The following is a 25661-nucleotide window of genomic DNA, read 5'->3' on the forward strand; positions in this document are numbered from 1 at the left end:
CTCACTTCACATATTCGATGCGGGTGATCCACCAGCACACTTCTCCGCTCGGGGTCTGCACGATAGCCTCATCGTCTACCTGCTTGCGCAACAACGCACGCGCCATGGGTGAATCGATGGAGATGTAGTCCATTCGATCATAAATCTCGTCATAGCCGACAATGCGAAAACGCTTGGTCTCACCCTGCTCGTTTTCGATGTCTACCCAAGCACCGAAGAACACCTTGCCCTCTTGCTCGGGCATGTACTCCACCACACGCATGTCTTCCAGGCGCTTGCGCAGGTAGCGCACGCGACGGTCGATCTCACGCAGCAGCTTCTTGTTGTACTGGTAATCGGCGTTTTCGCTGCGATCTCCCAGCGAGGCCGCCCAGGTCACTTTGCGCGTGGTGTCCGGGCGCTTTTCGCGCCACAGGTAATCCAGCTCCTTCTTCAGCGCTTCATGACCTTCTTTGGTAATCAGCTTGGTACTCAAACGCTTGCATCCCGAGGCAATGTCCATAGGTGCCGATCCGCCTGTGCTCAAAGCCCAGGCGCCGGCTGGCTGGCGTTGATGATAAATGAACCGGCGAAAGTAGCCAGGCCAGTCTAGCCATCCAACGCCTGATCCAGCTCAAGCAGTACTCCCCGCAAACTCTGTCGCAAGCCCGATACCTGCGATGTCATCACCTTCAGGGCTTCGGTCCTCTGGCTGACAGCAAGCGAATGATCATGCAATTGAGTGGTGCGTTGTTCCAATTCTCGAACCTTCTGATCCAATTGTTCCTGCTCCTGCTGCAATCGCGCCTGCCATTGCTCAAGTGCCGATTCCCGTTCGATGGCTGCCAATTTTTGCTGAGTCAGCTCTTGAGCAACACGGGCCAGATTGGTCAACGTGCTGTCCACTTCGAACAGCGTACTGGGGTCTTCGGGCGGTGGGCGTTTCAGTGGTTCCAACCCATCGGCCGGTGAGGCCGGCGCCATCATTGAGGGAGCCTCGACAGGTAGCTGTCGGCTTTCCTCAACGGACTGTTGATGCACAGGTGCCCGGACGGGCTCGGAAGGGGTCATCGCTTTGGGAGATGAACTCATTTGCGACGAGAAACGAATGGATGGCACGATCACTGAAGCGCTTTCGATCGCCGGCAGCGTCGGCGCAGACATGCCCAGGGTGATCACCTTCATCACCAGCGCCTTCTTGATGATCACCGAATGATGGTCCTCGGGCCTGGCAGGCGGCAGCTTGCAGCCTTTCAAATCAACAAAATGATAGGGCACCTGGGTTTCCGTAACCCCGCCCGCCTTCATTCCCGAAGCGGCCAACGTCAGAATTTGCTTAAACACATGTAATGCCAACTGCAGATCTTCCCTGGACTCAACCGCGCCCAGGAAGTAGCGATCAACTTTCTTACGTAACACGGCGATATAAACCCTGGAACTTTCCGGCTCTACTTCCTCATCCATACTGTAGACAAGAAAGTTAGAGGCCGTCTGACCTACGGCAAACCCACAGAGCAGTGCACCGTTAACTGGAGCATCTTGACCGTTGCGCTCAAGAACAAGGGTACGTAGCAACATCATGGCATTCAGGCCTCATTGTGCAGGGCAGAAGTTTATCTAAACAATAAATAAACATTCAAAAATTGGACATTCCGAAACCTAGCACATTGTTTCAGCGGCCTGTCTAACCGGCGCGTAGGACTTCTCTTAATAAGCGTTATCGACATTCCCAAAAGTGGCCATTACCCGTACCCTTTTTTCACGCCCCTTACGTCATGCCAAACTTTTTCGGTAAAAAAAATGATCGAAATAAGCAACCTGACAAAACACACGGGTAACACAACCATACTCAGCGACCTTTCATTCAGCGCCACTCAACAAGAATGCCTGGGATTATTCGGGCAGGATCATACGGCGAAAACTACCCTGCTCGACCTATTAGCAGGTTCAACGCAGCCGTCCAGCGGTCATATAAAAATCCAGGGGTTCGATATACAAACCCACGCACTTAAAGCAAAACAACGCGTTGGCTATCAACTGTCCATGGACCTTGGCCATCCAACGATGTCCGTCAGCGCGTTCCTTAAATTCATCGCGGCCGTTCGCGGCCTCCACGGCGCAGACAAACGCGCGCGGCTGGAACAGGCGGTAGCGCGACTGGATCTGTTTCCGGTGCTCAATGCCCCCCTCGATGCGCTCTCCATCGGCTGGAAACGCAAAGTCGCCATCGCCCAGGCCATTCTGCATAGCCCTGCCCTACTCCTGCTGGATGAACCAACCGAAGGACTCGCGCCTGATCAGAAGCATTCATTCAGGGGGCTTATCCAGTCATTGACGCAAGAAATGACAGTGATCATCGCCTCTCGTCATTGCGATGAACTGTCCGAGTTCTGCACACGTGCACTTGTCATCGCGGGTGGTCGCCTGGTCGCCGACACCCCACTGCCTGATCTACAACGCGACTCGCGTCATTTCCAGGCCGTCACCTTGGCCGCGGACACCCCACTGGACCTGCTGGCGCTGGCCGTACTGCCCGGCGTGGCTGGCATCGAAGAGCATCGACATGCACCCGGCACGGTGACCGTTCTCGCCATGCCGGGGCACACCATCTATCCCCATATCAACACGCTGATTGCCAGTCGCCGCTGGAAAATCAACTCATTGAGCCTGGAACCAGGTCGCTTGAATGATGTGGTCCACCACCTGAGCCAGGAGGCGCCCCGTTGAAATTATTACCGATCATTTTAAGGCGCCAGCTCGCCAGTTATGCCTGCACACCCAGTACTTACCTGCACATTGCCGTCTTCCTGATACTGTCAGTGACATTGGGAAGATACGTAAGCCCGTGGCCAGAACAGAACAGCAGTGACTTGCAGGTTTTCTTCCAGTTTCACCCCTGGTTGTACTTGTTACTGACGCCTGCCTTGGCCACGCAACTCTGGGCGGATGAATCCAGTGCAGGTTTTCTCGGGCTGATGAAAACCATGCCCATCACAACCTATGAATGGGTGATCGGAAAATTCCTCGCCGCCTGGCTCGTAGCAGGCACAGCCCTGTTACTGATGTTTCCTCTGGTCATCATCGCCAACTACTTGGGCAAGCCCGACAACAGCGTTATTGCTTCGCAATGGGTCGTTAGTTGGTTACTCGCGGGCAGTTACTTGTCGGTGGGTTGTTTTATTTGTGCATTTGTACGCCAACGCACCGTCGTTTTCGGATTGACCCTGGGCCTGCTTCTGACAGCCAGCGGGCTTTCTGCCATCTTGGATGCGCTTGAACATCAAGCCCCTATCGCGCTGATTGACAGCTTGGCAGCACTTAGCCCTACGTTGCGATTCAGCAACATCGATGATGGGAAACTCACACTTCGGGACACGCTTTACTTCATCAGTATGATTCTCGCCTTTCTCACTGCGACGACTGTCACCCTCAACTACAAACACAGCTGAGAAGGGAAACTCTTAATGCGGTCCTCGCTGCGCAACAGCATGACACTCACCGTCACCCTCCTGCTTTTCCTGGCGTTCAATCTGGTTTGGGTAGGCAAACTGCCTGATCTACGGTGGGACCTTTCCGAGCAAAAAATCCACACTTTAGCGCCTGCCGTAAAACAGCTGCTGACTGCACTGGAAGACCCGGTGGACTTGTATTATTTCAACTCCAACAACAACCTGAAAAGAAGCTACGCGCTACAACGCTACAGCAAGCGCATTGAAGACCTGCTCAAGGAATATGAGGAAACGGCCAATGGCATGATCAACCTGCACCTTATTGAACCGGCCCCTTTTTCGGAGGACGCCTACAAAGCCCGACTGTCAGGACTTGACGACAATGCGGGTTTTCTCGGCCTCATCGGCACCCGTGTCGGTCACGGTGTGCGGCGCATCGGCGCCTTCAGCCTCGACCAAGAGCCTTTGCTTGAGTATGAAATCGGCCATTTGCTTTATAAATTGCAGCACCCGGAGCGCCCGGTCGTTGCGTTACTGTCGGGGCTGGCGATGGACGAATCTGCGAGCCGGCTGTTGCAGGAACTGCGGCAGGCGTTCGACCTGGTCAACCTGGAGCCGAGTGCCGCATCCGTCCCCCAGCCGATCAAAACGCTGCTGGTCGTGCACCCACAGGCGTTGTCTGAGCGAGCCCTGTATGCAATAGAACAATTTGTCTTGAGGGGTGGCAGATTGATGTTGTTTATCGACCCGTTGACTGAACAACGTTCAAACCTTCCCCCAGAAAACACTCGGCTGAACGAATTGCTGGCGGCCTGGGGTATCCAGATGCCGACGAACAAGCTGGTGGTCGACGACCTCTACACGCCACGGGAAGCCCCGGGCGCGCCCAATCAGGTGCGGTTGAACCTGCCCCGCCAGGCGATGAACACAAATGACATCAGTACCTGGAACCTCAATAGGGTGACGGTATCGAGCAGTGGCGCCCTCTCCCAACTGGGCAAGAGCCGCACGACCTTCACCCCGATCCTGCAAAGTTCCGAACAGTCTGTCCTGTTGGATGCCAATAGCCTCACGAGCGCAGCCAAGATCGACGCATTGATGGAAGAGGCGTCGAATCAGGAACGATCTCATGTGATTGCTGCGCGTATCGAGGGGCCGAGCTATTCGGTGTTTCCCGATGGCATCAACGGGCTGCCGCCCGGTTTGCAAAAAGCGGCCAATATTCATGTCGTGGTGGTTGCTGACACGGACATGCTCATGGACAAGGTCAACAACTCCGCGCCGGACGGCAACGCGCTGTTTGTCTTGAATACGCTGGACAACCTGTCCGCCCCCGACACACTCGCCGCCATTCGCCCGCGCGTGGCGCAGGAACGTTCGTCAAACCGGCTGGAAGCTATGCGCAAAGTCGCGAAGCAGGCCTATCGCGTGAAAGCCGGCGAACTGGAGCGGCGTCTGCAACGCACGGAACAAGAATGGCAACGCCTCAGCCCGTGGACAACCGCCCTCGGCACCCAGGCAGTGGATACCACCACGCGGTTGCAGGCGCTCAACAAGGAGCGTCTGCGCCTGCCCATGGAGCTGCATGCCCTGGAGCTCGAAGCTTATGCCCAGGTACGCCATATGGAGCGGGCTATAAAACTGGTCGTGACCTTTGCGATACCCCTGACGTTATGCCTGATCGCCTGGATGGTCTTTCTGGGCCAACGCCGTCGTCGTCTCAAAGCCGGCAGTGTGATTCACTGAACGCTCAACGACGGGCGATCAGCCCTTGCCGAGCAATGCGGGTCAACTGACGGATGACCTCATCGGCGTCGCGTGCACTTGGCGCCTGGATAACGGCAAGGTCGAAACTGTTGCTGGCAAACCGCGCAAGGGAATCGCCATCTTCGACAAACTGGATCAGGAACGCGGAAGGTCGGCCCGTACGACGCGGCCAGCCGTCCAGGTAACGCAACAGCGTCGGCTGGTGCTTGCCGCCCAGGAGGATTTTAGGATTGCGTTGAGTGAGGTCCGCAGTGATCGGAGCCAGGCGTATCAGGGGGCGTAGTGCATTCATCGTGTCGTGTCTCTGCCTCAAAAGTCTGCGGGCAGGTGAGAGGCAACACCGAACCAGCGCTTTAGCGGAATTTCGAAGCATGGAGCATGCTTCTGTCGGGACCGATAACGATCACCCATGGCGCCCCGCAATTAGCTGTTTAAATCGGCGCATGAGCGGCATCCTAGAGAAGCCGGAGGGCCGGTGTCAAGAATCCAGATCAGCAAAAAGCCCGCACATGGCGGGCCTCTTGAAGGTTCTACGGGGATCAGTTGGCGATGGCGCGATCCGCAGACAGCTTTCCGGCGCCTTCCAGAAGCACCGCCAGCGAACCACCGAGCAAGGCCAGCGCGAACTCATAACCGTTGTTGGCCATGAACAGGCCGTTATGGATATGCACCGAGAAGATCGCCACCAGCGACAGGATGGTCAGGCCCAGTGCCGCAGGGCGAGCCAGCAGGCCGATAATCAACGCCAGGCCAGCAAAGAACTCGGTGCCGCCCGACAACAGCGCCATCAGAGTACCCGGCGCCAGGCCGATGCTTTCCATCCACTGGGCTGTACCGGCCAGACCGTAGCCGCCAAACCAGCCGAAGAGTTTCTGCGAACCGTGGGCGGCAAAAATGATGCCGACGACAATGCGCAAAATGGTCAGGCCGTAACCGGCGCGGGTGGCCAGGATGCTGTTGATCAGTGGGCTCATGGTGATAATCCTTTTCTAAGTAGGGGGTGGTTGGCCGCTATATTAATCAGTTTAGGCAATGATAAAAGCCGAAAAAATGCCTAATTAATATCGATTAAATCGATTACTTCCGTGAGGCGATTTTCGGCGCTGGCGGCTCCAGGGACTCTCGCTCCCTCTCGAACGCCAAATAGTACTTGTTGACGCTATTAACATAGCTGACGCCGCCCATCCCTACTTGCTCCATGGCGATGCGTTCAACCTGGAAGAACCACTGATTCGGGTTCAGCCCCCGGCGCTTGGCTTCGGTGCGCATGCCCTGCACCCGTTCCGGCCCCATGTTGTAGGCCGCCAGTACAAACGCCATACGCTCGCGCTCGTTGAGCTTGGGACTGGCAAAGAACTTGCGGCGGATCATCGCCAGGTAGCGCGCACCCGCCTGCACATTGCTATCAAGGCTCTCGATATTGTTGACCCCCACTCGCTGCGCCGCGGACGGCGTGATCTGCATGAGGCCGGTGGGACCACCACTGTTGCGTGCACCCGGATCAAGCGCCGACTCTTTGAAAGCGAGTGCCGCCAGGTTCAGCCAATCCATGCCTTGCTCGCGGGCATGTTTTTGCAATACCGGGCGCAGTTTTTCCAGGCGTTGGCGGTCAACGCGCGCCAGGGGGTTGCGTACTTGATAGAGACGCCGGTAAATACGCTGGAACGCCACATCCTGGTCGGCCGGCGTCCGGTAGGTCTTGAGGAATCGATCAATGCTGGCCCGCAGCATCGAGGCATCCTGGCGCACGAACCAGTATTCGTCGCCCGGCTCGCTGATCGCTACCTGCTTATCAAATCGCAACTTGGGCAGGATCTTCGACCAGCGTTCGGCAATCGGCTTTTCAACAATAGTCAGATGAAAAATGCCGGCCTGGACCATTTCCAGTACATCTTCCACAGCCAGGGTCGGGTCCACCCACTCCACTTTCACCGGCGGTTGCTTGTGCAACGCCAGCTTCTGATTGACCTGGCTGATGGCATCCGCCGCCGCGCTCCCGGTGGTCAGCGCCAGGGTGCGACCGGACAGTTGCTCCAGTTTGGTGAACCGCCGCTCGCCCTTCACACCCACCAGCCACAGCGGCACATCGCTGACAATCGGATCGCTGGCGCTGATCTTGTGCGCCGCCTTCACATCAAGCAATTCACCCGGTGCCACCAGGTCACCTTCGCCACGGGCCAGGGCGCCGAGCAACTGGTCCTTGGCCTTGGGAATGATCTTGAGGTTGATTTCCTGGCCATCACGGGCATGACCATTGAGGTATTGCTCGAAGGCGCGCAGGCGATGGTACTCGACGCCGATGGCCTGGCCCTGAACCTCGCCGGAGCTGTTACGGCTCTGATTGACCAATACGCGCAGGGTGCGACTGGAGCGAATCTCTGCCAGGTCGCGGACCTTGCCGGGCTTGGTCACTTCCAGCGGCCCGTCCAGACGCGCAACCGCCGCCATGGGCAGCAGCAACGTCAGGCACAACATAAGCAACGCCGAGGGTCGGATCATCCGCTCTCCGGAAAAGAATACTGGCCAACGCGCTCGCGAAAAACGAGGCGGTGGGTGTCAGAAACAGAGCGCTTTATGCGCAGGCTTTGCGCGCAACGGTGGCACAGGGTAAGGCGTTCGGCCCACCACAATGAACTTGCGACGTTCAAAGACAGCTATAACTCGTTGTAGTTCTTCGTTTTTCTTATAAATCTACAGCTCTGATATGCTTTCCGGCCGCAGGCGGAGATAGCACCATGCAACTCATTGATATCGGCGTCAACCTGACCAACTCCAGTTTCGACGAGAAGCACCAGGCTGTACTCGACCGAGCCTACGCCGCCGGCGTACAGCAATTGGTGCTCACCGGCACCCACATTGAGGGCAGCGAACAGGCCTTGGAGTTATGCGAAAAACTGGATGAAAGCGGCCAACGCCTGTTCAGCACCGCGGGTATCCACCCCCACTCCGCCAGCGACTGGAACGGCGACAGCGCCAAGCGTCTGCGCGGTTTGCTCAGCGAAAGCCGCGTACGGGCTGTGGGTGAATGCGGGCTGGATTTCAACCGGGATTTCTCCCCGCGACCGCAGCAGGAAAAAGTCCTGGAAGAACACTTGGCCCTGGCCGTCGAGCTGAAGTTGCCGGTGTTCCTCCACGAACGTGACGCCAACCAGCGCCTGTTGGAAATTCTCAAGGACTACCGCGACCATCTCACTGCCGCCGTGGTGCATTGCTTTACCGGCGAACAGCAGGCGTTGTTCAGCTACCTCGACCTGGACTTGCACATCGGCATCACCGGCTGGATCTGCGACGAACGCCGTGGGACACACCTGCACCCACTTGTCAGGGAAATTCCTCGTGAGCGTCTGATGCTGGAAAGCGACGCCCCTTACCTGCTGCCACGCACCCTGCGCCCCAAGCCGAAAAATGGCCGGAATGAGCCGGCGTACCTACCGGAAGTCCTGCGCGAAGTCGCCCTGCATCGAAACGAAAGCATGGAAGACCTCGCCCGCCACAGCACCGCATGCGCCCGTCGCTTTTTTGGACTGCCTGAAGTGGATTGATGCGGTGCATTGACCCACGTCAAAACCGTTTGACTCGATAGCGGCACAATAATGGCACCTTGCCAATGCTGTTTCCGCTATCAGAGAAAACCTTCCATGGGTGCCTGGCTTAGCAATATCTCGCTGAAGTACAAATTCTGGGCCGTCAACGCGGTCGCCTTCATCACTACCTTGCTGCTGGTGCTGTATGCCGTGCAACTTGAACAACAGGCGCGCAGCACGGCCTCCCACGCCTCGGCGCAGGCACAAGCGCGGCTGCTAGACGCCTGGCCGGCTGGGGAAACACTGCCCAAGGGCGAGCACTGGCTGACGTTCAAGCGCGGCCAAATCCCACAATTGGCCGATCAGGATCTGTCAGCCCTGGGCAGCGCCACGGGTTGGGTCGAGTTCAACCCTATGCCCGTGTTCGGTGATAACCCGCTGCTGGGCGCTGAAGTCGTCGCCCGCCCTGATGGTCAATACATTGCCGTCCTTGCCTACGCGCCCAGCTTGAGCCAAGTGTTCGAGGAACGCTTCGCCAACTATGCAGTGGCGGTCCTGATCCTGATGCTGGCGATGCTCGGCGCGTCGCAATTGCTGATCCGCTTCCTGCTCAGCCAGCTCAACACCCTCAAGGACGTGATGCTGCACGTAGAGAAAACCGGCGATCTGTCGGCTCGCGTACCCTTGGCGTGCAAGGACGAAGTCGGCCAGATGGCCAGCGCGTTCAACGCGATGCAGGCCGGTTACCAGCGCGTCGTGAACACCGTGGCGCACACCGCCCGGCAACTGGACGATGGCGCCGCACGGCTGGCCAGCAGCATGAACGAGGTACAGCACGGCATGCTCGGCCAGCAAAGTGAAACCGACCAGGCCGCCACCGCCATCAACGAGATGACTGCAACGGTTCATCACATTGCCCAACACGCAGGCGCCACAAGGGATCTCTCCCAGACCGCCGATACCCTCGCCGGCAGCGGCCAGGAAGTGGTCACCCGGGTACAACGCTCGATCGCCGGCCTGTCCACCGGCGTGCAACAAACCGCCGTAATGATCCAGAAGCTCGCCGAAGACAGCCAGAAAATCAACGGCGTGGTCAGCGTGATCCACAGCATCGCCGAGCAGACCAACCTGCTCGCCCTCAACGCCGCCATCGAAGCCGCCCGCGCCGGAGAAATGGGCCGTGGCTTCGCCGTGGTCGCCGACGAAGTGCGCAACCTGGCCAAGCGCGTGCAAAGCTCCACCGATGAAATCACCCGCATGGTCTCGGCCCTGCAAGCGGGCACCCGCGACGCGGTGGACTTCATGCAGGAAAGCTCATTCAAGGCCGACGACTGCGTGCATCAAGCCCAGGAGGCCGGCGCCGCGCTCGCCGAAATCACCGGTGCCGTGGCGCAGATGCGCGAAAGCAACACCCAGATCGCCGTCGCCGCCGAACAGCAAAGCCACGTGGCCGAAGAAATGAATCGCGCGGTCGTCAGCATTCGCGACGTGACCGAGAACACGGTGCAGCAGACCGTCGACTCGGCGACCACCAGCAATCAACTGGCCACCCTGGCCGGAGAACTGAGCAAGGCGATTGGGCAGTTGAAGCTGTAGGACTGTTCAACCTGTAATCTCCCTCCTACAACCGAGCCTCGGTTTACCCGAGGTCTTAGCGAAATTTCCTAGCCTTCCTGGCGAATAACGCCGACTTCTTTTCCCTGCCAACCTCTCCAAAGTCTCTCGCCTGACCAATCAGCGCGAGGGACCGCCGATGCTCTTCTCTATCAGTGCCCCACTCAATGGGGCCGTTTCATGATTCCCGTTATTGCGCAGTTCGTCCTCTACCCCATGGATGCCGAAACGCCGGACGTGGAAACCGTCTTTCGTGACTTCAGGTCGTGCCTGAACTCATTTGACGAATGGGCCGAGAGCTTCTGGAGTGGTTCAGCGCTGGACGTGGAGCAAGTATTCAGAGTCGGGGAAGACGTTGCCCTCGTCGCTCCCGCGTCTTCCAAAAAACCCAATCGCACGGTCGCCGTCTGCAAGGCTCAGGGCTCATTGACCCTGGTGCACATGTTTGAAAGCACGCGGTTTGTTCCTATCGGCAATACGCCGGTGATGCTGCAAGCCATCGGATCGGACGGCAAGCCGTTCGGTGCCCCTATCCGACGAACCATCGATGCCAGCGGCATTCTTGAAGTCAACGAGTGCATCCGCGATCAACGCTACCAGGTCACCTTTTACCCCAACGTTTCCAAGGCACACGTCAAGGCACTGTATGCGTCTTATCAGTCGGTGATCGCCGGGCTGGAACATCGCCTGCGTGATGAATGGACGAAGACCTTCAAGCCGCGATGGAAAGACTTCGCCAGCGCCACGCCGTTCGAGCGAAGTGCGATGCAAGGCGTGGCGTTCGCGGGTGGGATCGGTAAGGCGCTCTATAACCTCTGGGATAACGTCACGCAGCTGTACGACCTGTTGGCGGACCTCAAGGCCAATAGCGAGAAATTGCTGCAGTACATCACCCAGGCCGAACTGGACGAGCTGCTGAAACTGGGCAAGGACGCCATCGCCCATGGCCTGCTGGTGCTGAGCGATGAGCCACTGTTGTTCATCTATCTGTCGGCAATGGTCGCCTGGATACGCATGCTTGCACCGCCAGAGATGTATGAACTGGCGGGCGAAATCACCGGTGAAGTGCTGATCAATCTGTTTTTGATCTGGGCCACGCGAGGCATGGGGGTACACGTTCGACTGGGTATGCAGGTGTTGGGGCCTATCAAGTCGGGTCGCGTGCGTACGTGGCTGGAGAGGCTGGCCGATCAGCTCGTCGGGCCTCGGTTGGACGCGCATGTCGAAGCGGCCAAGCCGTTGTTGCTGGGCAGCGCGGCGACGCCGATCAGAGTAATTCCGGATGTGCCATTGAAGGTTGGGGATCAGGTGGTTGCCAACCCCGTGCCGGTGGTGCGCGACAAGGCCAGGCAGCGGACGCTGTTGGTGCGGCAGGAGCCTGTGGATGACGTACCGGCACCTGCCCGAAACCCCAATGGGGATGCGGCTACGTCGTCGGACAAGACCGCCACGCACGGTTGCCCGGTGTCCATGGTCACTGGCGAAGAACTGCTGACGCTCACCGATGGAATGCTGGACGGGCTCTTGCCGTTTGAGTGGACCCGTTTGTACCGCAGCAGTGCGGTGGAAATGGACTGCGGGTTGGGGTTTGGCTGGAGTCACTCGCTGGCGCATCGGCTGAGTGTTTCCGGCGATGCGGTGGTGTGGACCGATCATGAAAATCGCTCGACCACCCTGCCCTTGCCCACTGTTTCGCGACCTGCAATTACCAACAGCCTGGCCGAAGCGGCGATCTACCTGGGGGCTGTGCCCGATGAGTTAGTCCTGTCTCAAGGGTCACGTTTCTACCACTTCCACGACGGTGTGCTGACAGCGATCAGCGATGCGTATGACAACCGGCTGCGCATTTCCCGTAATTACCTGGGGCAGATTGAGCGGTTGGATAACGGCGTCGGGCGCTCGTTGTTTTTGCGCTATGCGTCGGGCCGCATTGTGGCGGTGGATTACCAGATTGAGCGGGCTGTGGATGACGGCCCGTTTGTCTGGGTGACGGAGCAGAACGTTGTTTCCTACGCCTATGACGCTGGTGGACGACTGGTTTGTGCGACCAACGCTGTAGGCGAAAGCGAGGTTTATCGGTACGACGAGCAGCACGTGATTCTTGAGCGTGGCTTGGCCGGTGGAGCGAGTTTCTTTTGGGCGTGGGAACGGGCTGGCAAGGCCGCTCGGTGTGTCCGGCATTGGGCCAGTTTCACGCAGATGGACACGCGGTACGCCTGGGATGACAACGGGCAGGTCACGGTGTTTAACGCCGACGGAAGCCAGGAAGTCTACGTGCATGACCCGCGGGCGCGGCTGGTGCAGCGCGTGGACCCTGACGGTGCCCAACACTTTAAATCCTACGATGACAAAGGCCGACTGACGGTTGAGCAGGATCCGCTGGGAGCGATCACGGCGTATCAGTACGACGAAGCCGGGCGTTTGGTGGCGCTGTTTCCGGGGGACGATGAGCCGACGACCTACGAGCATGACAATGGATTCGTACGGGTTGTAAGGCGGGGTCAGGCGGTCTGGAAATACGAGCGTAATGACCAGGGCGACGTGACGCGCAAGACCGATCCTGACGGCAACGCTACTGACTACAGCTACAACAAATATGGGCAACTGGTTGGTGTCTGGTACCCGGATCACAGCTGTCATCGGCTGGTGTGGAATGAGCGTGGGCAGTTGCTTGAGGAGCAGTTGCCGAACGGCGTCATCAAGCGCTATTGCTATGACGACCTTGGGCGACAGGTTGCCCGTGAAGATGCACAGGGGGCGCTAACCCAGTATCAATGGGACAGCGTGGGTCGGTTGATCCGTGTTGTGCTACCGGGCGGTGCCACACGGGAATACAGCTACAACGCTTACGGAAAAATCACCTCCGAACGTAATGAACTCGGCCACGTCACCCGCTACGAATACGCCGACGGCCTGCACCTGATCAGCCGTCGCATCAACGCTGATGGCACTCAGGTCAAATACCGGTACGACAACGTTAGGTTATTGCTGACCGAGATCGAAAACGAGGTGGGCGAAACCTACCGACTCCAATACCACAGCAACGGCCTGATCCAACAGGAAATCGGCTTTGATGGCCAGCGCACGGCTTACGCCTACGACCTCAACGGCAACCTTCAGGAGAAGACCGAACACGGCGATGACGGCAGTCAGCTGGTTACCCGTTACGAGCGCGACTATGCCGGTCGACTCGTAAGAAAAACCCTGCCCGACGGCAACCAAGTCGATTACGCCTACGACCGCCAAGGCAACCTCTTAAGCGTCGAGGATGGCCACTGGGCGCTGGCCTACGAGTACGACAGCCAAAACCGCCTCACCGCCGAGCACCAAGGCTGGGGCACCCTGCGCTACGGCTACGACGCCTGTGACAACCTGCAAACCTTGCGCCTACCGGACAACAACCGGGTGACGTTCAATCATGCCAAAGGCGGCCTGCTTGGGAAGGTCGAGGTAAATGGCCAAACGCTCACCGCTCATCTATTCGACACCGGTCGAGAACACCAAAGAGGCCAGGGAAAGCTGCTCAGCAGTTACCAGTACGACACTCAGGGGCGCCTGTTCAACCACGGACTGTGCAACGTCGAAGGTGCCATTTACCAGCGCCAGTATCACTACGACACATGCGGCAACCTCACCCGGCGCCTAGATACCCGTAAAGGTGAACACCACTACCACTATGACGCACTGAGCCGCCTCATCCGCGCCGACCACTCCCAAGGTGAGCAGGAACGCTTCGCCCACGACCCCGCCGGCAACCTGCTCATGCAAAACCGCCCCGGCCCCGACATCGTCGCCGGCAACCGCCTGATGATCCAAGGTGACCATCACTACGACTACGACGCCTTCGGCAACCTCATCCGCGAACGACGTGGCAAGGGCCACACCCTCGTCACCGAATACCGCTACGACTGCCAGCATCGCCTGATCGGCACCACCCAACCCAACGGCCAAACCGCCAGCTACCGCTACGACCCGTTTGGGCGGCGTATCAGCAAAACCGTTGACGGCATCACTACGGAGTTTTTCTGGCAGGGCGACACACTCATCGCCGAGCACCACGCGAACCGCCATCGCAGTTACCTCTACGAACCGGACACCTTTCGCCCGCTGGCCCTGCTGGAAGGCTTCGGCCCAAAGGAAACCAAGGCCTACCACTACCAACTCGACCACCTCGGCACCCCACAGGAACTCACCAACCCCGACGGCGAAATCGTCTGGTCCGCGCACTACCGTGCTTACGGTGAAATCACCCGCGTCGATATCGGAAAAGTCGACAACCCGCTGCGCTTCCAAGGCCAATACTTCGACCAAGAAAGCGGGCTGCACTACAACCGCCATCGCTACTACAATCCGGATATCGGCCGTTACCTGACGCCGGACCCGGTGAAGCTGGCGGGTGGGATCAACACGTACCAGTACGCGCCTAATCCGACAGGGTGGATTGATCCTTTGGGCTTAAGTAATTGTCCAGAAGGAGGCCGATGCAAATCGCAAGCTCGAACAGAAGAGCCAACAGATAAAATCAGGGTAACGAGAGCTGAGCCCAATAGCCCGGCTGTATCAAAACGTCCGACGGAATTTGCCAGCGAGCAAAAACTTAACGAACATTACGACAAGCATGGAACTGAATTTCGAGTAGAAAGCAGTCACGAATACCTACTTGCGGCCCGTCATGTCGTAAGCAAAGGTACACCTGTGCAATACGTGTACAGGGGCACACCAACGATCAGCTATGTTTTACTTATGGGAACAAATAGGACAGGGCAAGCCAAATTTGCTTTTGCAGGATCAAATACAAATGGCCACATAACCACTCTGCACACCAAAAGCGGAAAAGACTTCTGGAGGATGATAAATGGCGAAGCCACTGACAAAACCATCAGACCTTACAGCAAATAACTATAAAAGAGCGCGCGTTTTAGCACTCAATGATCAGATAGAAGAAGACATTACGCTGCTCATAGAGGGGACGATTGTAAATTGCTTTATCAGTTATTGCCCCTACGAAATAGAAGTTGGGAAATCCTATGACGTGGAACTGACCTTGAACTTTCCCGACACCTGCGAGCTCGAGCGTGCTGAGCCGAGCGGCTTGTTGGTCGAAAAGATAGCTCCTGGTTATTCCTACATCCTTTACGGTGAGCTTTGTGACGATAAATTTTTCACCTTCACATCGCTGAGCGCTCAAGGCATACACTATGACCATCCAGAATTTAACGAGCACTTTGTCAAATTAAAGGTCGAAAGAATCGACGCTAGTTTTCGCTGAAAAATTTAAAATCCAGCGGTCACTTAATAGGGGGGTGCTTGCTGTCTATCACCCCCATAGCCAGCCCCAATTCGCTCCTGCCCCCAACCCCACCTAAACTCTCTCCATGCCATTTCAACGGACAGAGGATTCACCACCATGGGCAAACGTCACCCCAACCTTCCCGCCTGGCAATGGCGTAACTACCCGCAGAACCATCAGCACCCGACCAATCTGGCGTTGCACCTGATTGCCGTGCCGCTGTTCATCATCGGGTTTCTGTTGATCGTGTCCGGGGTTTTCAGCCTGAGTCTGGCCAGTTTCGCCGTGGGTGTGGTCGGGATCCTGGCCGGCTTGGCGTTGCAGCGTCATGGCCATAGCCTGGAAGCCGAGGCCAGTGAGCCGTTCAGTGATCGTAAAGATGCGGTGCAGCGACTGGTGGTCGAGCAGTTCGTGACCTTTCCGCGTTTTGTCCTAAGTGGTGGCTGGTGGCGCGCCTGGCGACAACGCCACCGGCATTGAGGTCAGGCAAAGACCACTACGGTCTGGCGGCTGATGGCGATCAACTCGCCGCTCGGGCTCCAAAGGGCGGCGGCGGCGTGGCCGTAGCCGTCGCGGGCGTGCTCGATGGTGACGTGGTACTGGCACCAATCGAGGGTCGTCAGATCCTGCAAGGGCTGGATAAATTCGATGGTCCAAGTCAGGGTGCTGCCGGGTGCCGGCTTTTTCAGGTGCGGCAGCAAAGCCGGAGGCCAGGCATCGACCAGGGCGAGGATATGCGCTTCAGTCAGTGGCTCTTCTTTGACATCTCCGCGTAAGCGAACCCAACCGCCCATGTCACGGGATTTATTGCCGGTGAAGGGTAAGCCGCCGACACTCCAGCGCATCGCCAGGTGGCGCATGAATTCGGGGGTGACGCCCTTGATGTAGGGCAGCTCCTGGCATTCATCCCAATGTTTGAACACCGGTGGCGCTGCGCTCTCGACAGCAATTTCCGACTCACGGGACGCACCGAAACTGGCCTGTACCAATGTCGCCACTTCACCGTTCTGCACCACACGGCCAAGCAATTGGCTGACGGCCTTGCCTTCGCGCAACACTTCGACTTGGTAACTGGCAGGGACGTCCGGCGCTACTGGGCCGACAAAGGTGATGGCCAGCGACCGTAGCGGACGCTCGGCCGGCACCTGGGCACGCAGCGCTTCGTATTGCAATGCGGCCACCAAACCACCAAAGGTCGCGCGGCCCTGGGCCCATTCGGCAGGGATAATGACATCCAGCGGGTTGCTGCGGGCAGCGTCGAGTAAATCACTAAAGCGCATGGCGGTCTCACATCAACAGGAACAGATGAGCGATCTTAACCATCGGACTAGCCAGGTACAGCGCCTATTCCGGCCAAAAGCCGGACCGGTTCAGAAACAATCGGCGCTGAGTTTTTCCAGCACGCGGTCCGCCTGCCCTTCCGCCTTGGCCATGGTGCGCTGCCACACCGCAACACAAGGTCGCAGGTCCACCTGCTGCTCAGCCTGGGCCAGCCATTGCCAGCAATCATGCCAATCCCCTAAAGCGCCCTGCGCGTTTTTCAGCCGTGACATCGCGTTGGCAGGCAACTTATCCAATTCGGGATAGGCTTCGGCGGCATAGCGCACCCGCTTGATCAACAACCGTAGGCGGTGCCGGTCATGGTCAGGGTCTTTGAAGGCCTTACCGAGTTGCTGCCACTGCTTGGCCAGACGTTTTTCAATGCGCGGGCGCAGGCCTTTGAGCAATTTCTGATGTTCAGAAGCACGGATAAAACGCGGAAAGGCATCCAGGATCAGCAGCAAATGCGCAAGCTCAGGGCTTTTCGCCACCTGGCGATAGGCCTCAGGTTGCAGACGCAAGCGTCGGTTGGCGGCCTCGTGATGACCGTGTTGGTGCAAATACGCCGCCAGCACCTCGCGGTCGCGTAGCGGCGTCGTCAGTTGGCCGACGGTGCTGGCGGCCATCTCAAGCTGTTCCACCCCCGGCAACCCGCGCAAGGGGCGCAACAGGCTGCGCAGACGCCGCACGGTGGTGCGCAGGTCATGCAGGGCTTCATCGTCGGTAACGGCGGCGAGGCGAGCCTGGCAGCTCAGTAACCCTACTTCCAGGCCAATGACCTGAGCGACTAACTGATCGACCAAAGCTGACATCCTGCCCTCACTTCCAGATGAAAAGTCCTACTCGCTGCTGCAGGTCAACGCCCGGCGCGAGACTCACGAATATAGAACCGCGCTTTCTCGGCCTTGTTGGAGCAGCCTTCAAACGCTTCAAATTGTTGCTGGGTCTTGGCGCCCGTCAATAACGATAGCGCTTTAGAGTAGCTCACCGTGCCAGCAAAGCCTTCAGCCTTGGCAAGATCCAGCTCTTTCCAGGCAGCGTCCAATTGGCTGCCGCAGCTGTCGCGGTATGCGGTCTTACCGGCACAACCGGCCAGGGCCAGCATGATCACAGGTACACACATCCAGGCTTTCATTGATGACACCTCAAATAGAAAAAACAGTCGTACGTTGTAGACGTTGCCTACATGGAAAAGTGCCTGTCCCTAGCCTGAAATCGATAGTACCTACATACCAGAGCATACCCGAGCACCGTGGCTATTCTGGAAAAATATCGCAGGTCGCCTGCGAAGATTGAAGCCGCCCCCTCAATGGGTGCATTGTGGGACCCTGCCTTGGGGAGGACATGGACCATGAAAAAACGTGTTGCCTTGGTGCTGGGCTCCGGCGGGGCTCGTGGTTACGCCCACATCGGCGTGATCGAAGAGATCGAACGGCGCGGCTATGACATCGCCTGTATCGCCGGGTGCTCCATGGGGGCCGTCGTGGGCGGGATCTACGCCGCCGGCAAGCTGGATGACTATCGGAACTGGATTGAAAGCCTCGATTATCTCGACGTACTGCGCCTGGTGGACGTGAGTTTTCGCCTGGGCGCGATTCGCGGTGAGAAGGTCTTCGGCCAGATCCGCAAGATCGTCGGCGAGATCAATATCGAAGAACTGCGCATCCCCTACACCGCCGTCGCCACCGACCTGACCAACCAGCAGGAAATCTGGTTCCAGGAAGGCTGCCTGCACCAGGCCATGCGCGCCTCGGCGGCGATTCCCAGCCTGTTCACCCCGGTGATGCAGGGCAACCGCATGCTGGTGGACGGCGGCCTGCTCAACCCACTGCCCATCGTGCCGGTGGTGTCGAGCCATTGCGACTTGATCATCGCGGTCAACCTCAACGCCACCAACCAGAAGCACTACCAATTGCCAGTGATCCAGCGCCCGCCCGCCTTCAAGAGTCGCTTCAACAACCTGGCGAAATCACTCGGTTCGCACTTGCCGTTCCGGCGCAAGCAGGCCGAACAATTGATGAAGCTGGAGCAAGAGGCATTGGAAGCGCAGGCGGCGGAGATCAACCCTTGGCTGGACTCCGCCGAGCCGGAATCCCAGCAACCCGCCGCCGCACCGGAAAAACCCGGCGCACCAAAGTCAGCGACCGGGTCATTTATCATCGATAACGTCGGCCCGGCATCGCTCCTCGACTTGATCAACCAGAGCTTCGAGGTGATGCAGACGTCGCTGGCGCAGTACAAGATTGCTGGCTACCCGCCTGACGTGTTGATCAACGTGCCGAAACGGGTGTGTCGTTTTTTCGAGTTTTACAAGGCGCCGGAGTTGATCGCGCTGGGTCGGGAGATTGCCAGCGATACGCTGGATCGGTATGAGAGTGAGCAGAGTTGAAACCTGTGGTGCTGCTGATAGCCTCTTCGCGAGCAAGCCCGCTCCCACATTCGACCGCATTTCAAAGGCGGAACTCGTTCAAGTGTGGGAGCGGGCTTGCTCGCGAAGAGGCCCTGCCAGACGCCAAAAATCTAGGCACTCAGCAACCGGTAACCCACCCCCGCCTCAGTCACGATAAACCGTGGCTGTGTAGGATCATCCGCCAACTTCTGCCGCAGATGCCCCACCACGATCCGCAGATAGTGGCTGTCTTCGGTATGGGTCGGCCCCCAGATATCCTTGAGCAATTGCTGCTGGGTAATCACCCGCCCCGGATGCCGCGCCAATTGGGCCAGCACCGCGTATTCCTTGCGGGTCAGCGCCACTTCGGCACCGTCCAGGAGCACACGGCGATAGGCCAGATCCACGGTCAGCGGACCAAAACGCAAGGCCGCTTCCTGGGCTTCCCCCGCTGGAGCCTGACGCAGCAGCGCGCGCACCCGGGCGAGAAACTCCTGGATGCCAAAGGGTTTGGTCACGTAATCATTGGCTCCGCCGTCAAGCGCCTCGACCTTTTGCCCTTCACTGGCCCGCACCGACAGCACCAACACCGGCACCGTCGACCACTCGCGAAACTCGCGCAGCACCTGCTGCCCGTCCATGTCCGGCAGGCCAAGGTCGAGCACGAGCAAGTCCGGCTTGCTCAGCGCCGCCTGGGCCAGACCTTCGTTGCCGGTGCCGGCCTCTATCACTTTGTAGCCCTGGGAGGCCAGGCTGATGCGCAGGAATTTGCGGATCTGCGGCTCGTCATCAATGACCAAAATCGTCGCGGTCTGGCTCATGGTGTCCCATCAAAATCCGTGAAGAAAACAGGGTAGCTCATGCCTCGCGCTCCAGGCCAGGTTGTGTCGGCAAAGGCAGGAACAAGGTGATGCAGGTGCCACGCCCGTCGATCCCGTCGGCCACGCTGATATGCCCACCATGGGCACCGACCATGCCCTGACAGATCGCCAGGCCCAGTCCTGTGCCCTGCCCGCCGCGATCGCCTCGGGCGGCGGTGTAGAACATGTCGAAAATCTTTGCGCGCTCCTCCTCGGGAATACCCGGTCCTTCATCGGCCACGGCGAAAAACAACTGGTTATCCGACACGCCGGCACTCAACTGCAAGCGGCCTTGCGGCGGCGAAAAGCGCGCGGCGTTTTCCAACACATTGACCAGCGCTTGTTCGATCAACGCGGCGTGCACATACAACAATGGCAACTCAGCGGGCACGTCGGTACTCACCTTTAACGGTGCCAGCACCGCACGCAGGCGGCCCAGGGCGCTGCCGACAATATCGCCCGGCGACACCCAATCCCGCGCCAGTTTCAACGCGCCGTGGCCGAGGCGCGTCATGTCCAGCAAGTTTTGGATGTACCTATCGAGACGTTCGGCCTCATCACGTGTGCCTTCGAGCAACTCGCGGCGGTCCTCCAATGGAATGGCCTCACCGAGCGCCAGCAGGCTATCGATGCTGCCGCGCATAGAGGTCAAGGGCGTGCGCAGATCGTGGGACACCGACGCCAGCAAGGCACTACGCAGTTGCTCGGTCTCACCGTGCAGCCTGGCAGACTCCAACTCCTGGGCCAGTTGCGCCCGCGCCAAAGCCTGGGCCAGCGGTTGGCTCAAGGCGGTGAGCAAGCGACGGCGTTGCCCACTTAACTCCAGCCCAGGCTTGGGACTGACGCCCAGCAACCCCAGCGGGCCCTCCTCGCCCGACAACGGCCACCACCACCAACGCCCGAACGGCAAGGTACCGGTGCCCATGCCCGCCGGCTGGTCATGTTGCCAAGCCCAATCAGCCGCGGCGCGCTCGGCTTCGGTGAGCGTCAGCGGGCCGCCGGTCTCGATCATCCAACCACCCTGCCCATCGCGATTGACCAGGCACAGGTCCAGGTCGCTCCAGCCTTCCAAGTGATGCGCAGCGGCGCTGACCACCGCCTGACGATCAGTAGCAGCGGTGAGTTTGCGTGACAGGTCGAGCAGTTCGCTGGTTTCTTCCTGGGTATCGCGCAACGCCTGCAACTGCCGGCGTTGACGCGCGGCCAAGTTGCCGGTCAACGCCGCCATCAACAGAAAGAACAACAGGGTCAGTACGTCCTCTTCGCGTTGGATCGAGAAAGAAAAATTCGGCGGAATGAACAGAAAGTCATAGGTCAGGAACGACAACGCCGCACACACCAGCGATGGCCCCAGGCTGCTGCGCACCGCCACCAGCAATACAGCGGCGAGAAACACCAGCGAGATATTCGGCAGCGGCAGGACGCTGGACACTGCCCACGCCACCGCAGCCGCCACCACCGTCGCCACGACCGCCAGCGCATAGTCGAACCACACCAGCCCACGCACATCGGGCAACCTTGGCGGTGCCGGGATATCATCGCTGTCGAGCACGTTGATTTCCAAGCCACGCGCATTACGCAGCAAACGCGCGGCCAGGCCACCACCGAACAGTCGGCGACGCCAACGCATTCGTGACTGGCCGACCAGCACCAGGCTGGCACGGCGCTCGGCGGCGTGCTGGATCAGGGTTTTGGCCACCTCCCCCGCCCGCAGCAACACCACCTCGCCCCCCAGACGCTCGGCCAGTTGCTGGGCATTCTGCAAGCGCAAGCGAAACTGCTCGTCCCGCGCGCGGCCGTTATCGATATGCACCAGGCTCCACGGCAAATGTCGACGCTGCGCGACGCGGCTGGCATGGCGCACCAGGCGCTCGGCCTGCGCATCACCATCCACCCCCACCAGCAGGCGACCGCGCACCGCCGGCGCGGCCTGGCCGAGCTGGCGATAGCCTTGGGCCAAATCGTCATCGACGTGGGCGGCGGCGGTTTGCATCGCCAGCTCACGCAAGGCCATGAGGTTGGTCTGGGTGAAAAACGCATCGATGGCCGCGCGGGCCTGCTCCGGCACGTAGACCTTGCCGTCGCGCAGACGCTCCAGCAGCTCGCGGGACGGCAGGTCGATCAGCAGCAGTTCGTCGGCCTCTTGCAACACCCAGTCCGGCAGGGTTTCGCGCACCTGCACGCCGGTAATGCCGCGTACCTGGTCATTGAGGCTCTCCAGGTGCTGGACGTTGACCGTAGTGAATACGTTGATGCCGGCAGCGAGCAATTCCTGGATGTCTTGCCAGCGCTTTTCATGGCGACTGCCGGGCGCGTTGCTGTGAGCCAGTTCGTCCACCAGCACCAGCCTGGGCTTGGCGGCAAGCAGGCCGTCGAGGTCCATTTCTTCGAGCATCACGCCGCGGTATTCGCTGCGCAGCAAGGGTTGCTGCGGTAAGCCGCTGAGCAAGGCTTCGGTCTCGGCGCGGCCGTGGGTTTCGACCACACCAGCGATCAACTTCACGCCTTGGCGCAGCTGGGTGTGCGCGGCCTGGAGCATGGCGTAGGTCTTGCCCACACCGGGTGCAGCACCGAGGAATACTTTGAGTCGGCCACGGCCGTCCCGGGGCAGATCGGCTAGCAGGGCATCGGCGCGGCCGGAGTCGCTCATGCTTGGGGGTTCCTTCAGGTATTCAAGTATTCGGGCCCACTGAAGATCCAATGTGGGAGCGGGCTTGCTCGCGAAAGCGGTCTATCAGTAACAAATACATTGGCTGATACATCGCTTTCGCGAGCAAGCCCACTCCCACAGGAGGTTCAGAGTTTTTCCAGCGCCATGTTCAGCGCCAGCACGTTCACCACCGGCGGGCCCACCAGCGGGCTTTCGATATGCTCATCGAGCAACCGCTGCAGGGTCGACACCGGCACATTCCGCGCCGCCGCCACCCGCGCCAGTTGATAGGCAATCGCCTGTGGTGGCAAGTGTGGATCAAGACCGCTGCCAGAGGTAGTCAGCGATGCCAAAGGCACCGGCCCTTGGCTGCGCACCCACTGCTTGTTCGCGTCATCAAAAATGCGCGTCGCCAGCGCCGGGTTGCTGGGGCCAAGGTTACTGGCACTGCTGGAAACCGTCGCGAAAGCGCCGGCCGATGGACGTGGGTGGAACCAGCTGTCGCCGGTAAAATCCTGGGCGATCAGGCTGGAGCCGCGCACCTTGCCACTGTCGTCGCGCACCAGGCTGCCATTGGCCTGGTCCGGGAAGGCGACCTGGGCGACGCCGGTCACCACCAGTGGGTAGGCGACGCCAGTGATCAGGGTCATGAGCACCAGCAGGCTCAGGGCCGGACGGATCATGTTGGACATTTGGGATTCCTCAATTCGGTCATTGCAACCTGTGGGCACCCATCGGGTACCCGCAGGATTCGGGTCAAACCAGATGCAACGCAGTCAGTAGCATGTCGATCGCCTTGATCCCCACGAACGGCACCAAGATCCCGCCCACCCCGTAGATCAGCAGGTTGCGACGCAGCAGCGCCGCCGCACTCGCCGCTTGCACACGCACACCGCGCAGCGCCAATGGAATCAGCACCACAATGATCAACGCGTTGAACACGATGGCCGAGAGAATCGCGCTCTGTGGGCTTTGCAGGTGCATCACGTTGAGCGCGCCCAGTTGCGGATAGATCGAGGCGAACAGTGCCGGCAGGATCGCGAAGTACTTGGCCACGTCGTTGGCGATGGAAAAGGTGGTCAGCGCGCCACGGGTCACCAGCAATTCCTTGCCGATCTGCACCACATCCAACAGTTTGGTCGGGTCACTGTCGAGGTCGACCATGTTGGCGGCTTCGCGAGCGGCCTGGGTGCCGTCATTCATTGCCATGCCGACGTCGGCCTGGGCCAGCGCCGGGGCATCGTTGGCACCGTCGCCGCACATTGCCACCAGGCGACCGTCGTTTTGTTCATGGCGAATGCGCGCGAGTTTTTTCTCCGGCGTGGCTTCGGCCAGCACGTCGTCCACGCCCGCTTCAGCAGCAATCGCAGCGGCGGTCAGCGGGTTGTCGCCGGTGACCATCACGGTGCGAATGCCCAGTTTGCGCAGCTCGGCGAAACGCTCACGGATGCCGGGCTTGACCACGTCTTTGAGGTGGATCGCACCGAGCAACTTGCCATCAGCACACACCAGCAACGGGGTGCCGCCGCTTTGGGCAATCTTGTCGATTTCCCGCGACAGTGCCGGTTGCAAGTCGCGGCGTGGCTGACCGATAAACGCCAACAGCGAATCCACCGCGCCTTTGCGGAACACACGACCCTGGTAGTCGACACCGGACAACCGGGTTTCCGCGCTGAACGGCACGGCGGTCAGCTCATCCGCAGAAGGTTCGGCCTGAGGGTGCAAGGCGCGCAGGTATTCGACGATGGATTTGCCTTCCGCAGTGTCATCCGCCAGGGAGGCAAACAACGCGCCCTCGGCAACTTCCTTGCCGCTGACGCCAGGCGCCGCGACCACCGCCGCACACCGACGGTTACCGAAGGTGATGGTGCCGGTCTTGTCCAGCAGCAACACGTGCACGTCACCTGCCGCTTCCACGGCACGGCCGGACTTGGCGATCACATTGAGGCGCACCAGGCGGTCCATGCCGGCAATACCGATGGCCGACAACAAGCCGCCGATGGTCGTAGGAATCAGCGTCACCAGCAGTGCGACCAGGAACACCAGGGGCAAGCTGCCGCTGGCGAAATGGGCGAACGGCTGCAGGGTCACCACCACCAGCAGGAAAATCAGGGTCAGGCCGATCAGCAGGATATCCAGCGCGACTTCGTTAGGGGTTTTCTGGCGTTTGGCACCTTCCACCAGGGCGATCATGCGGTCGAGGGTCGACTCACCAGGGTTGGCGGTGATGCGGATCAACAGCCAGTCCGACACCAGCCGGGTGTTACCGGTGACGGCCGAACGGTCGCCGCCGGACTCGCGGATCACCGGTGCGGACTCACCGGTGATCGCGGCTTCATTGACCGCCGCAATCCCTTCGATGACTTCGCCGTCACCGGGGATCATTTCCCCGGCGGCGACGCGCACTACATCGCCTTTGCGCAGGCTGGTGGCCGGCACGACCTTGAAGCTGCCATCGGCCTCCTTGCGGCGAGCGCTCAGGCCTTCGCTGCCGGCCTTGAGGCTGTCGGCACGCGCCTTGCCACGCCCTTCGGCCAAGGCTTCGGCGAAGTTGGCGAACAGCACGGTGAACCACAGCCACACCGCGATCTGCGCGGCGACATAGGTTGGCACGGTGGTATCGGGCACGAAGCACAACACGGTGGTGAGGATCGCGGTCAGTTCGACCACCAGCATCACCGGCGAGCGTTGCAGTTGGCGGGGATCCAGCTTGACGAAAGCCTGGACCAGCGCCGGGCGCCACAGGGCGGAGATGGCAGTTTTGGCGGGTTCCTGGGTTTGCACCGGAGCCGCGTTTTTTGCAGGCATATTCATTTTCA

General features: G+C 59.5%; 21 protein-coding genes. 9 read left to right on the forward strand and 12 right to left on the reverse strand.

The window, feature by feature from the left end:
- Window position 1: 1 nt before the first annotated feature.
- Together greB and AB4O08_RS04280 are read right to left on the reverse strand one after the other, a co-directional pair.
- On the reverse strand, window positions 2-475 hold the full coding sequence (gene greB / locus AB4O08_RS04275) for a transcription elongation factor GreB (RefSeq protein ID WP_010211882.1): 474 nt from the start codon (window positions 473-475) through the stop codon (window positions 2-4).
- A gap of 113 nt (window positions 476-588) precedes the next feature.
- On the reverse strand, window positions 589-1560 hold the full coding sequence (locus AB4O08_RS04280) for a hypothetical protein (RefSeq protein WP_010211883.1): 972 nt from the start codon (window positions 1558-1560) through the stop codon (window positions 589-591).
- Between the two features lie 219 nt (window positions 1561-1779).
- Here AB4O08_RS04280 and AB4O08_RS04285 point away from each other — a divergent pair, with 219 nt between their 5' ends.
- From AB4O08_RS04285 to AB4O08_RS04295, 3 genes are read left to right on the forward strand one after another with little or no spacing between them, the layout of a single operon-like run.
- On the forward strand, window positions 1780-2706 hold the full coding sequence (locus tag AB4O08_RS04285) for an ABC transporter ATP-binding protein (RefSeq protein ID WP_460114718.1): 927 nt from the start codon (window positions 1780-1782) through the stop codon (window positions 2704-2706).
- Window positions 2703-3428, forward strand: coding sequence for an ABC transporter permease (locus AB4O08_RS04290; protein ID WP_044286856.1), 726 nt, complete (start codon window positions 2703-2705; stop codon window positions 3426-3428). Before AB4O08_RS04285 ends, AB4O08_RS04290 begins: the two co-directional genes overlap by 4 nt.
- Window positions 3429-3443: 15 nt before the next feature.
- The gene (locus tag AB4O08_RS04295; RefSeq protein ID WP_460114719.1) at window positions 3444-5174 is read left to right on the forward strand and encodes a Gldg family protein; all 1731 of its coding nucleotides are present in this window, start codon (window positions 3444-3446) and stop codon (window positions 5172-5174) included.
- Window positions 5175-5178: 4 nt separating this feature from the next.
- Here AB4O08_RS04295 and AB4O08_RS04300 read toward each other — a convergent pair whose 3' ends face one another.
- From AB4O08_RS04300 to AB4O08_RS04310, 3 genes are all read right to left on the reverse strand, one after another.
- Window positions 5179-5487, reverse strand: coding sequence for a class I SAM-dependent methyltransferase (locus tag AB4O08_RS04300; RefSeq protein ID WP_460114720.1), 309 nt, complete (start codon window positions 5485-5487; stop codon window positions 5179-5181).
- A gap of 247 nt (window positions 5488-5734) precedes the next feature.
- A complete protein-coding gene (locus AB4O08_RS04305) occupies window positions 5735-6169 on the reverse strand; it encodes a DoxX family protein (protein ID WP_010211891.1) in 435 nt (144 codons plus the stop codon).
- Between the two features lie 103 nt (window positions 6170-6272).
- The gene (locus AB4O08_RS04310; RefSeq protein ID WP_045791168.1) at window positions 6273-7694 is read right to left on the reverse strand and encodes an MltF family protein; all 1422 of its coding nucleotides are present in this window, start codon (window positions 7692-7694) and stop codon (window positions 6273-6275) included.
- Between the two features lie 236 nt (window positions 7695-7930).
- Between AB4O08_RS04310 and AB4O08_RS04315 the strand changes: the two genes are divergently transcribed.
- From AB4O08_RS04315 to AB4O08_RS04335, 5 genes are all read left to right on the forward strand, one after another.
- Complete coding sequence (locus AB4O08_RS04315) at window positions 7931-8737, forward strand: TatD family hydrolase (RefSeq protein ID WP_010211895.1); 807 nt, start codon at window positions 7931-7933, stop codon at window positions 8735-8737.
- Window positions 8738-9610: 873 nt separating this feature from the next.
- The gene (locus tag AB4O08_RS04320; protein ID WP_420865036.1) at window positions 9611-10315 is read left to right on the forward strand and encodes a methyl-accepting chemotaxis protein; all 705 of its coding nucleotides are present in this window, start codon (window positions 9611-9613) and stop codon (window positions 10313-10315) included.
- Between the two features lie 198 nt (window positions 10316-10513).
- A complete protein-coding gene (locus tag AB4O08_RS04325; protein WP_460114721.1) occupies window positions 10514-15232 on the forward strand; it encodes an RHS repeat-associated core domain-containing protein in 4719 nt (1572 codons plus the stop codon).
- Complete coding sequence (locus AB4O08_RS04330; RefSeq protein WP_460114722.1) at window positions 15189-15602, forward strand: hypothetical protein; 414 nt, start codon at window positions 15189-15191, stop codon at window positions 15600-15602. Before AB4O08_RS04325 ends, AB4O08_RS04330 begins: the two co-directional genes overlap by 44 nt.
- A 138-nt stretch (window positions 15603-15740) precedes the next feature.
- The gene (locus tag AB4O08_RS04335) at window positions 15741-16103 is read left to right on the forward strand and encodes an Mpo1-like protein (protein ID WP_010211905.1); all 363 of its coding nucleotides are present in this window, start codon (window positions 15741-15743) and stop codon (window positions 16101-16103) included.
- Between the two features lie 2 nt (window positions 16104-16105).
- Here the strand turns inward: AB4O08_RS04335 and AB4O08_RS04340 are convergent, their stop codons facing one another.
- From AB4O08_RS04340 to AB4O08_RS04350, 3 genes are all read right to left on the reverse strand, one after another.
- Complete coding sequence (locus AB4O08_RS04340) at window positions 16106-16903, reverse strand: acyl-CoA thioesterase (protein ID WP_198581509.1); 798 nt, start codon at window positions 16901-16903, stop codon at window positions 16106-16108.
- A 90-nt stretch (window positions 16904-16993) separates the two neighbouring features.
- Entirely contained in the window at window positions 16994-17755 is a 762-nt protein-coding gene (locus tag AB4O08_RS04345; RefSeq protein ID WP_460114723.1) for a CHAD domain-containing protein, read from the reverse strand.
- Between the two features lie 44 nt (window positions 17756-17799).
- The gene (locus AB4O08_RS04350) at window positions 17800-18078 is read right to left on the reverse strand and encodes a hypothetical protein (protein ID WP_003172685.1); all 279 of its coding nucleotides are present in this window, start codon (window positions 18076-18078) and stop codon (window positions 17800-17802) included.
- A gap of 216 nt (window positions 18079-18294) precedes the next feature.
- Between AB4O08_RS04350 and AB4O08_RS04355 the strand changes: the two genes are divergently transcribed.
- On the forward strand, window positions 18295-19332 hold the full coding sequence (locus tag AB4O08_RS04355) for a patatin-like phospholipase family protein (protein WP_010211909.1): 1038 nt from the start codon (window positions 18295-18297) through the stop codon (window positions 19330-19332).
- Between the two features lie 131 nt (window positions 19333-19463).
- Here the strand turns inward: AB4O08_RS04355 and AB4O08_RS04360 are convergent, their stop codons facing one another.
- From AB4O08_RS04360 to kdpB, 4 genes are all read right to left on the reverse strand, one after another.
- Entirely contained in the window at window positions 19464-20153 is a 690-nt protein-coding gene (locus AB4O08_RS04360; RefSeq protein ID WP_010211910.1) for a response regulator, read from the reverse strand.
- Window positions 20154-20190: 37 nt separating this feature from the next.
- Window positions 20191-22842 (reverse strand): sensor histidine kinase, encoded by a 2652-nt coding sequence (locus AB4O08_RS04365; protein ID WP_042570775.1) that lies wholly within the window; start codon window positions 22840-22842, stop codon window positions 20191-20193.
- 146 nt (window positions 22843-22988) lie between these two features.
- Window positions 22989-23534 carry a potassium-transporting ATPase subunit KdpC gene (gene kdpC / locus AB4O08_RS04370; protein WP_010211912.1) on the reverse strand — a complete coding sequence of 182 codons (546 nt, stop codon included), beginning with the start codon at window positions 23532-23534 and terminating at the stop codon, window positions 22989-22991.
- Window positions 23535-23598: 64 nt separating this feature from the next.
- Window positions 23599-25656: a potassium-transporting ATPase subunit KdpB gene (gene kdpB, locus AB4O08_RS04375; RefSeq protein WP_191629903.1), complete on the reverse strand. Its 2058-nt coding sequence runs from the start codon at window positions 25654-25656 to the stop codon at window positions 23599-23601.
- Window positions 25657-25661 lie beyond the last annotated feature (5 nt).

It is taken from the genome of Pseudomonas sp. H3_E07, assembly GCF_054668895.1.

What these genes read in the sequence shown, in the direction of transcription:
- AB4O08_RS04280 (WP_010211883.1), bottom strand. Translation starts at nt 1,560, where the DNA reads ATGATGTTGCTACGTACCCTTGTTCTTGAGCGCAACGGTCAAGATGCT.
- AB4O08_RS04285 (WP_460114718.1), top strand. Translation starts at nt 1,780, where the DNA reads ATGATCGAAATAAGCAACCTGACAAAACACACGGGTAACACAACCATA.
- AB4O08_RS04295 (WP_460114719.1), top strand. Translation starts at nt 3,444, where the DNA reads ATGCGGTCCTCGCTGCGCAACAGCATGACACTCACCGTCACCCTCCTG.
- AB4O08_RS04300 (WP_460114720.1), bottom strand. Translation starts at nt 5,487, where the DNA reads ATGAATGCACTACGCCCCCTGATACGCCTGGCTCCGATCACTGCGGAC.
- AB4O08_RS04305 (WP_010211891.1), bottom strand. Translation starts at nt 6,169, where the DNA reads ATGAGCCCACTGATCAACAGCATCCTGGCCACCCGCGCCGGTTACGGC.
- AB4O08_RS04310 (WP_045791168.1), bottom strand. Translation starts at nt 7,694, where the DNA reads ATGATCCGACCCTCGGCGTTGCTTATGTTGTGCCTGACGTTGCTGCTG.
- AB4O08_RS04315 (WP_010211895.1), top strand. Translation starts at nt 7,931, where the DNA reads ATGCAACTCATTGATATCGGCGTCAACCTGACCAACTCCAGTTTCGAC.
- AB4O08_RS04320 (WP_420865036.1), top strand. Translation starts at nt 9,611, where the DNA reads ATGACTGCAACGGTTCATCACATTGCCCAACACGCAGGCGCCACAAGG.
- AB4O08_RS04325 (WP_460114721.1), top strand. Translation starts at nt 10,514, where the DNA reads ATGATTCCCGTTATTGCGCAGTTCGTCCTCTACCCCATGGATGCCGAA.
- AB4O08_RS04330 (WP_460114722.1), top strand. Translation starts at nt 15,189, where the DNA reads ATGGCGAAGCCACTGACAAAACCATCAGACCTTACAGCAAATAACTAT.
- AB4O08_RS04335 (WP_010211905.1), top strand. Translation starts at nt 15,741, where the DNA reads ATGGGCAAACGTCACCCCAACCTTCCCGCCTGGCAATGGCGTAACTAC.
- AB4O08_RS04340 (WP_198581509.1), bottom strand. Translation starts at nt 16,903, where the DNA reads ATGCGCTTTAGTGATTTACTCGACGCTGCCCGCAGCAACCCGCTGGAT.
- AB4O08_RS04345 (WP_460114723.1), bottom strand. Translation starts at nt 17,755, where the DNA reads ATGTCAGCTTTGGTCGATCAGTTAGTCGCTCAGGTCATTGGCCTGGAA.
- AB4O08_RS04350 (WP_003172685.1), bottom strand. Translation starts at nt 18,078, where the DNA reads ATGAAAGCCTGGATGTGTGTACCTGTGATCATGCTGGCCCTGGCCGGT.
- AB4O08_RS04355 (WP_010211909.1), top strand. Translation starts at nt 18,295, where the DNA reads ATGAAAAAACGTGTTGCCTTGGTGCTGGGCTCCGGCGGGGCTCGTGGT.
- AB4O08_RS04360 (WP_010211910.1), bottom strand. Translation starts at nt 20,153, where the DNA reads ATGAGCCAGACCGCGACGATTTTGGTCATTGATGACGAGCCGCAGATC.
- AB4O08_RS04365 (WP_042570775.1), bottom strand. Translation starts at nt 22,842, where the DNA reads ATGAGCGACTCCGGCCGCGCCGATGCCCTGCTAGCCGATCTGCCCCGG.
- kdpC (WP_010211912.1), bottom strand. Translation starts at nt 23,534, where the DNA reads ATGTCCAACATGATCCGTCCGGCCCTGAGCCTGCTGGTGCTCATGACC.
- kdpB (WP_191629903.1), bottom strand. Translation starts at nt 25,656, where the DNA reads ATGAATATGCCTGCAAAAAACGCGGCTCCGGTGCAAACCCAGGAACCC.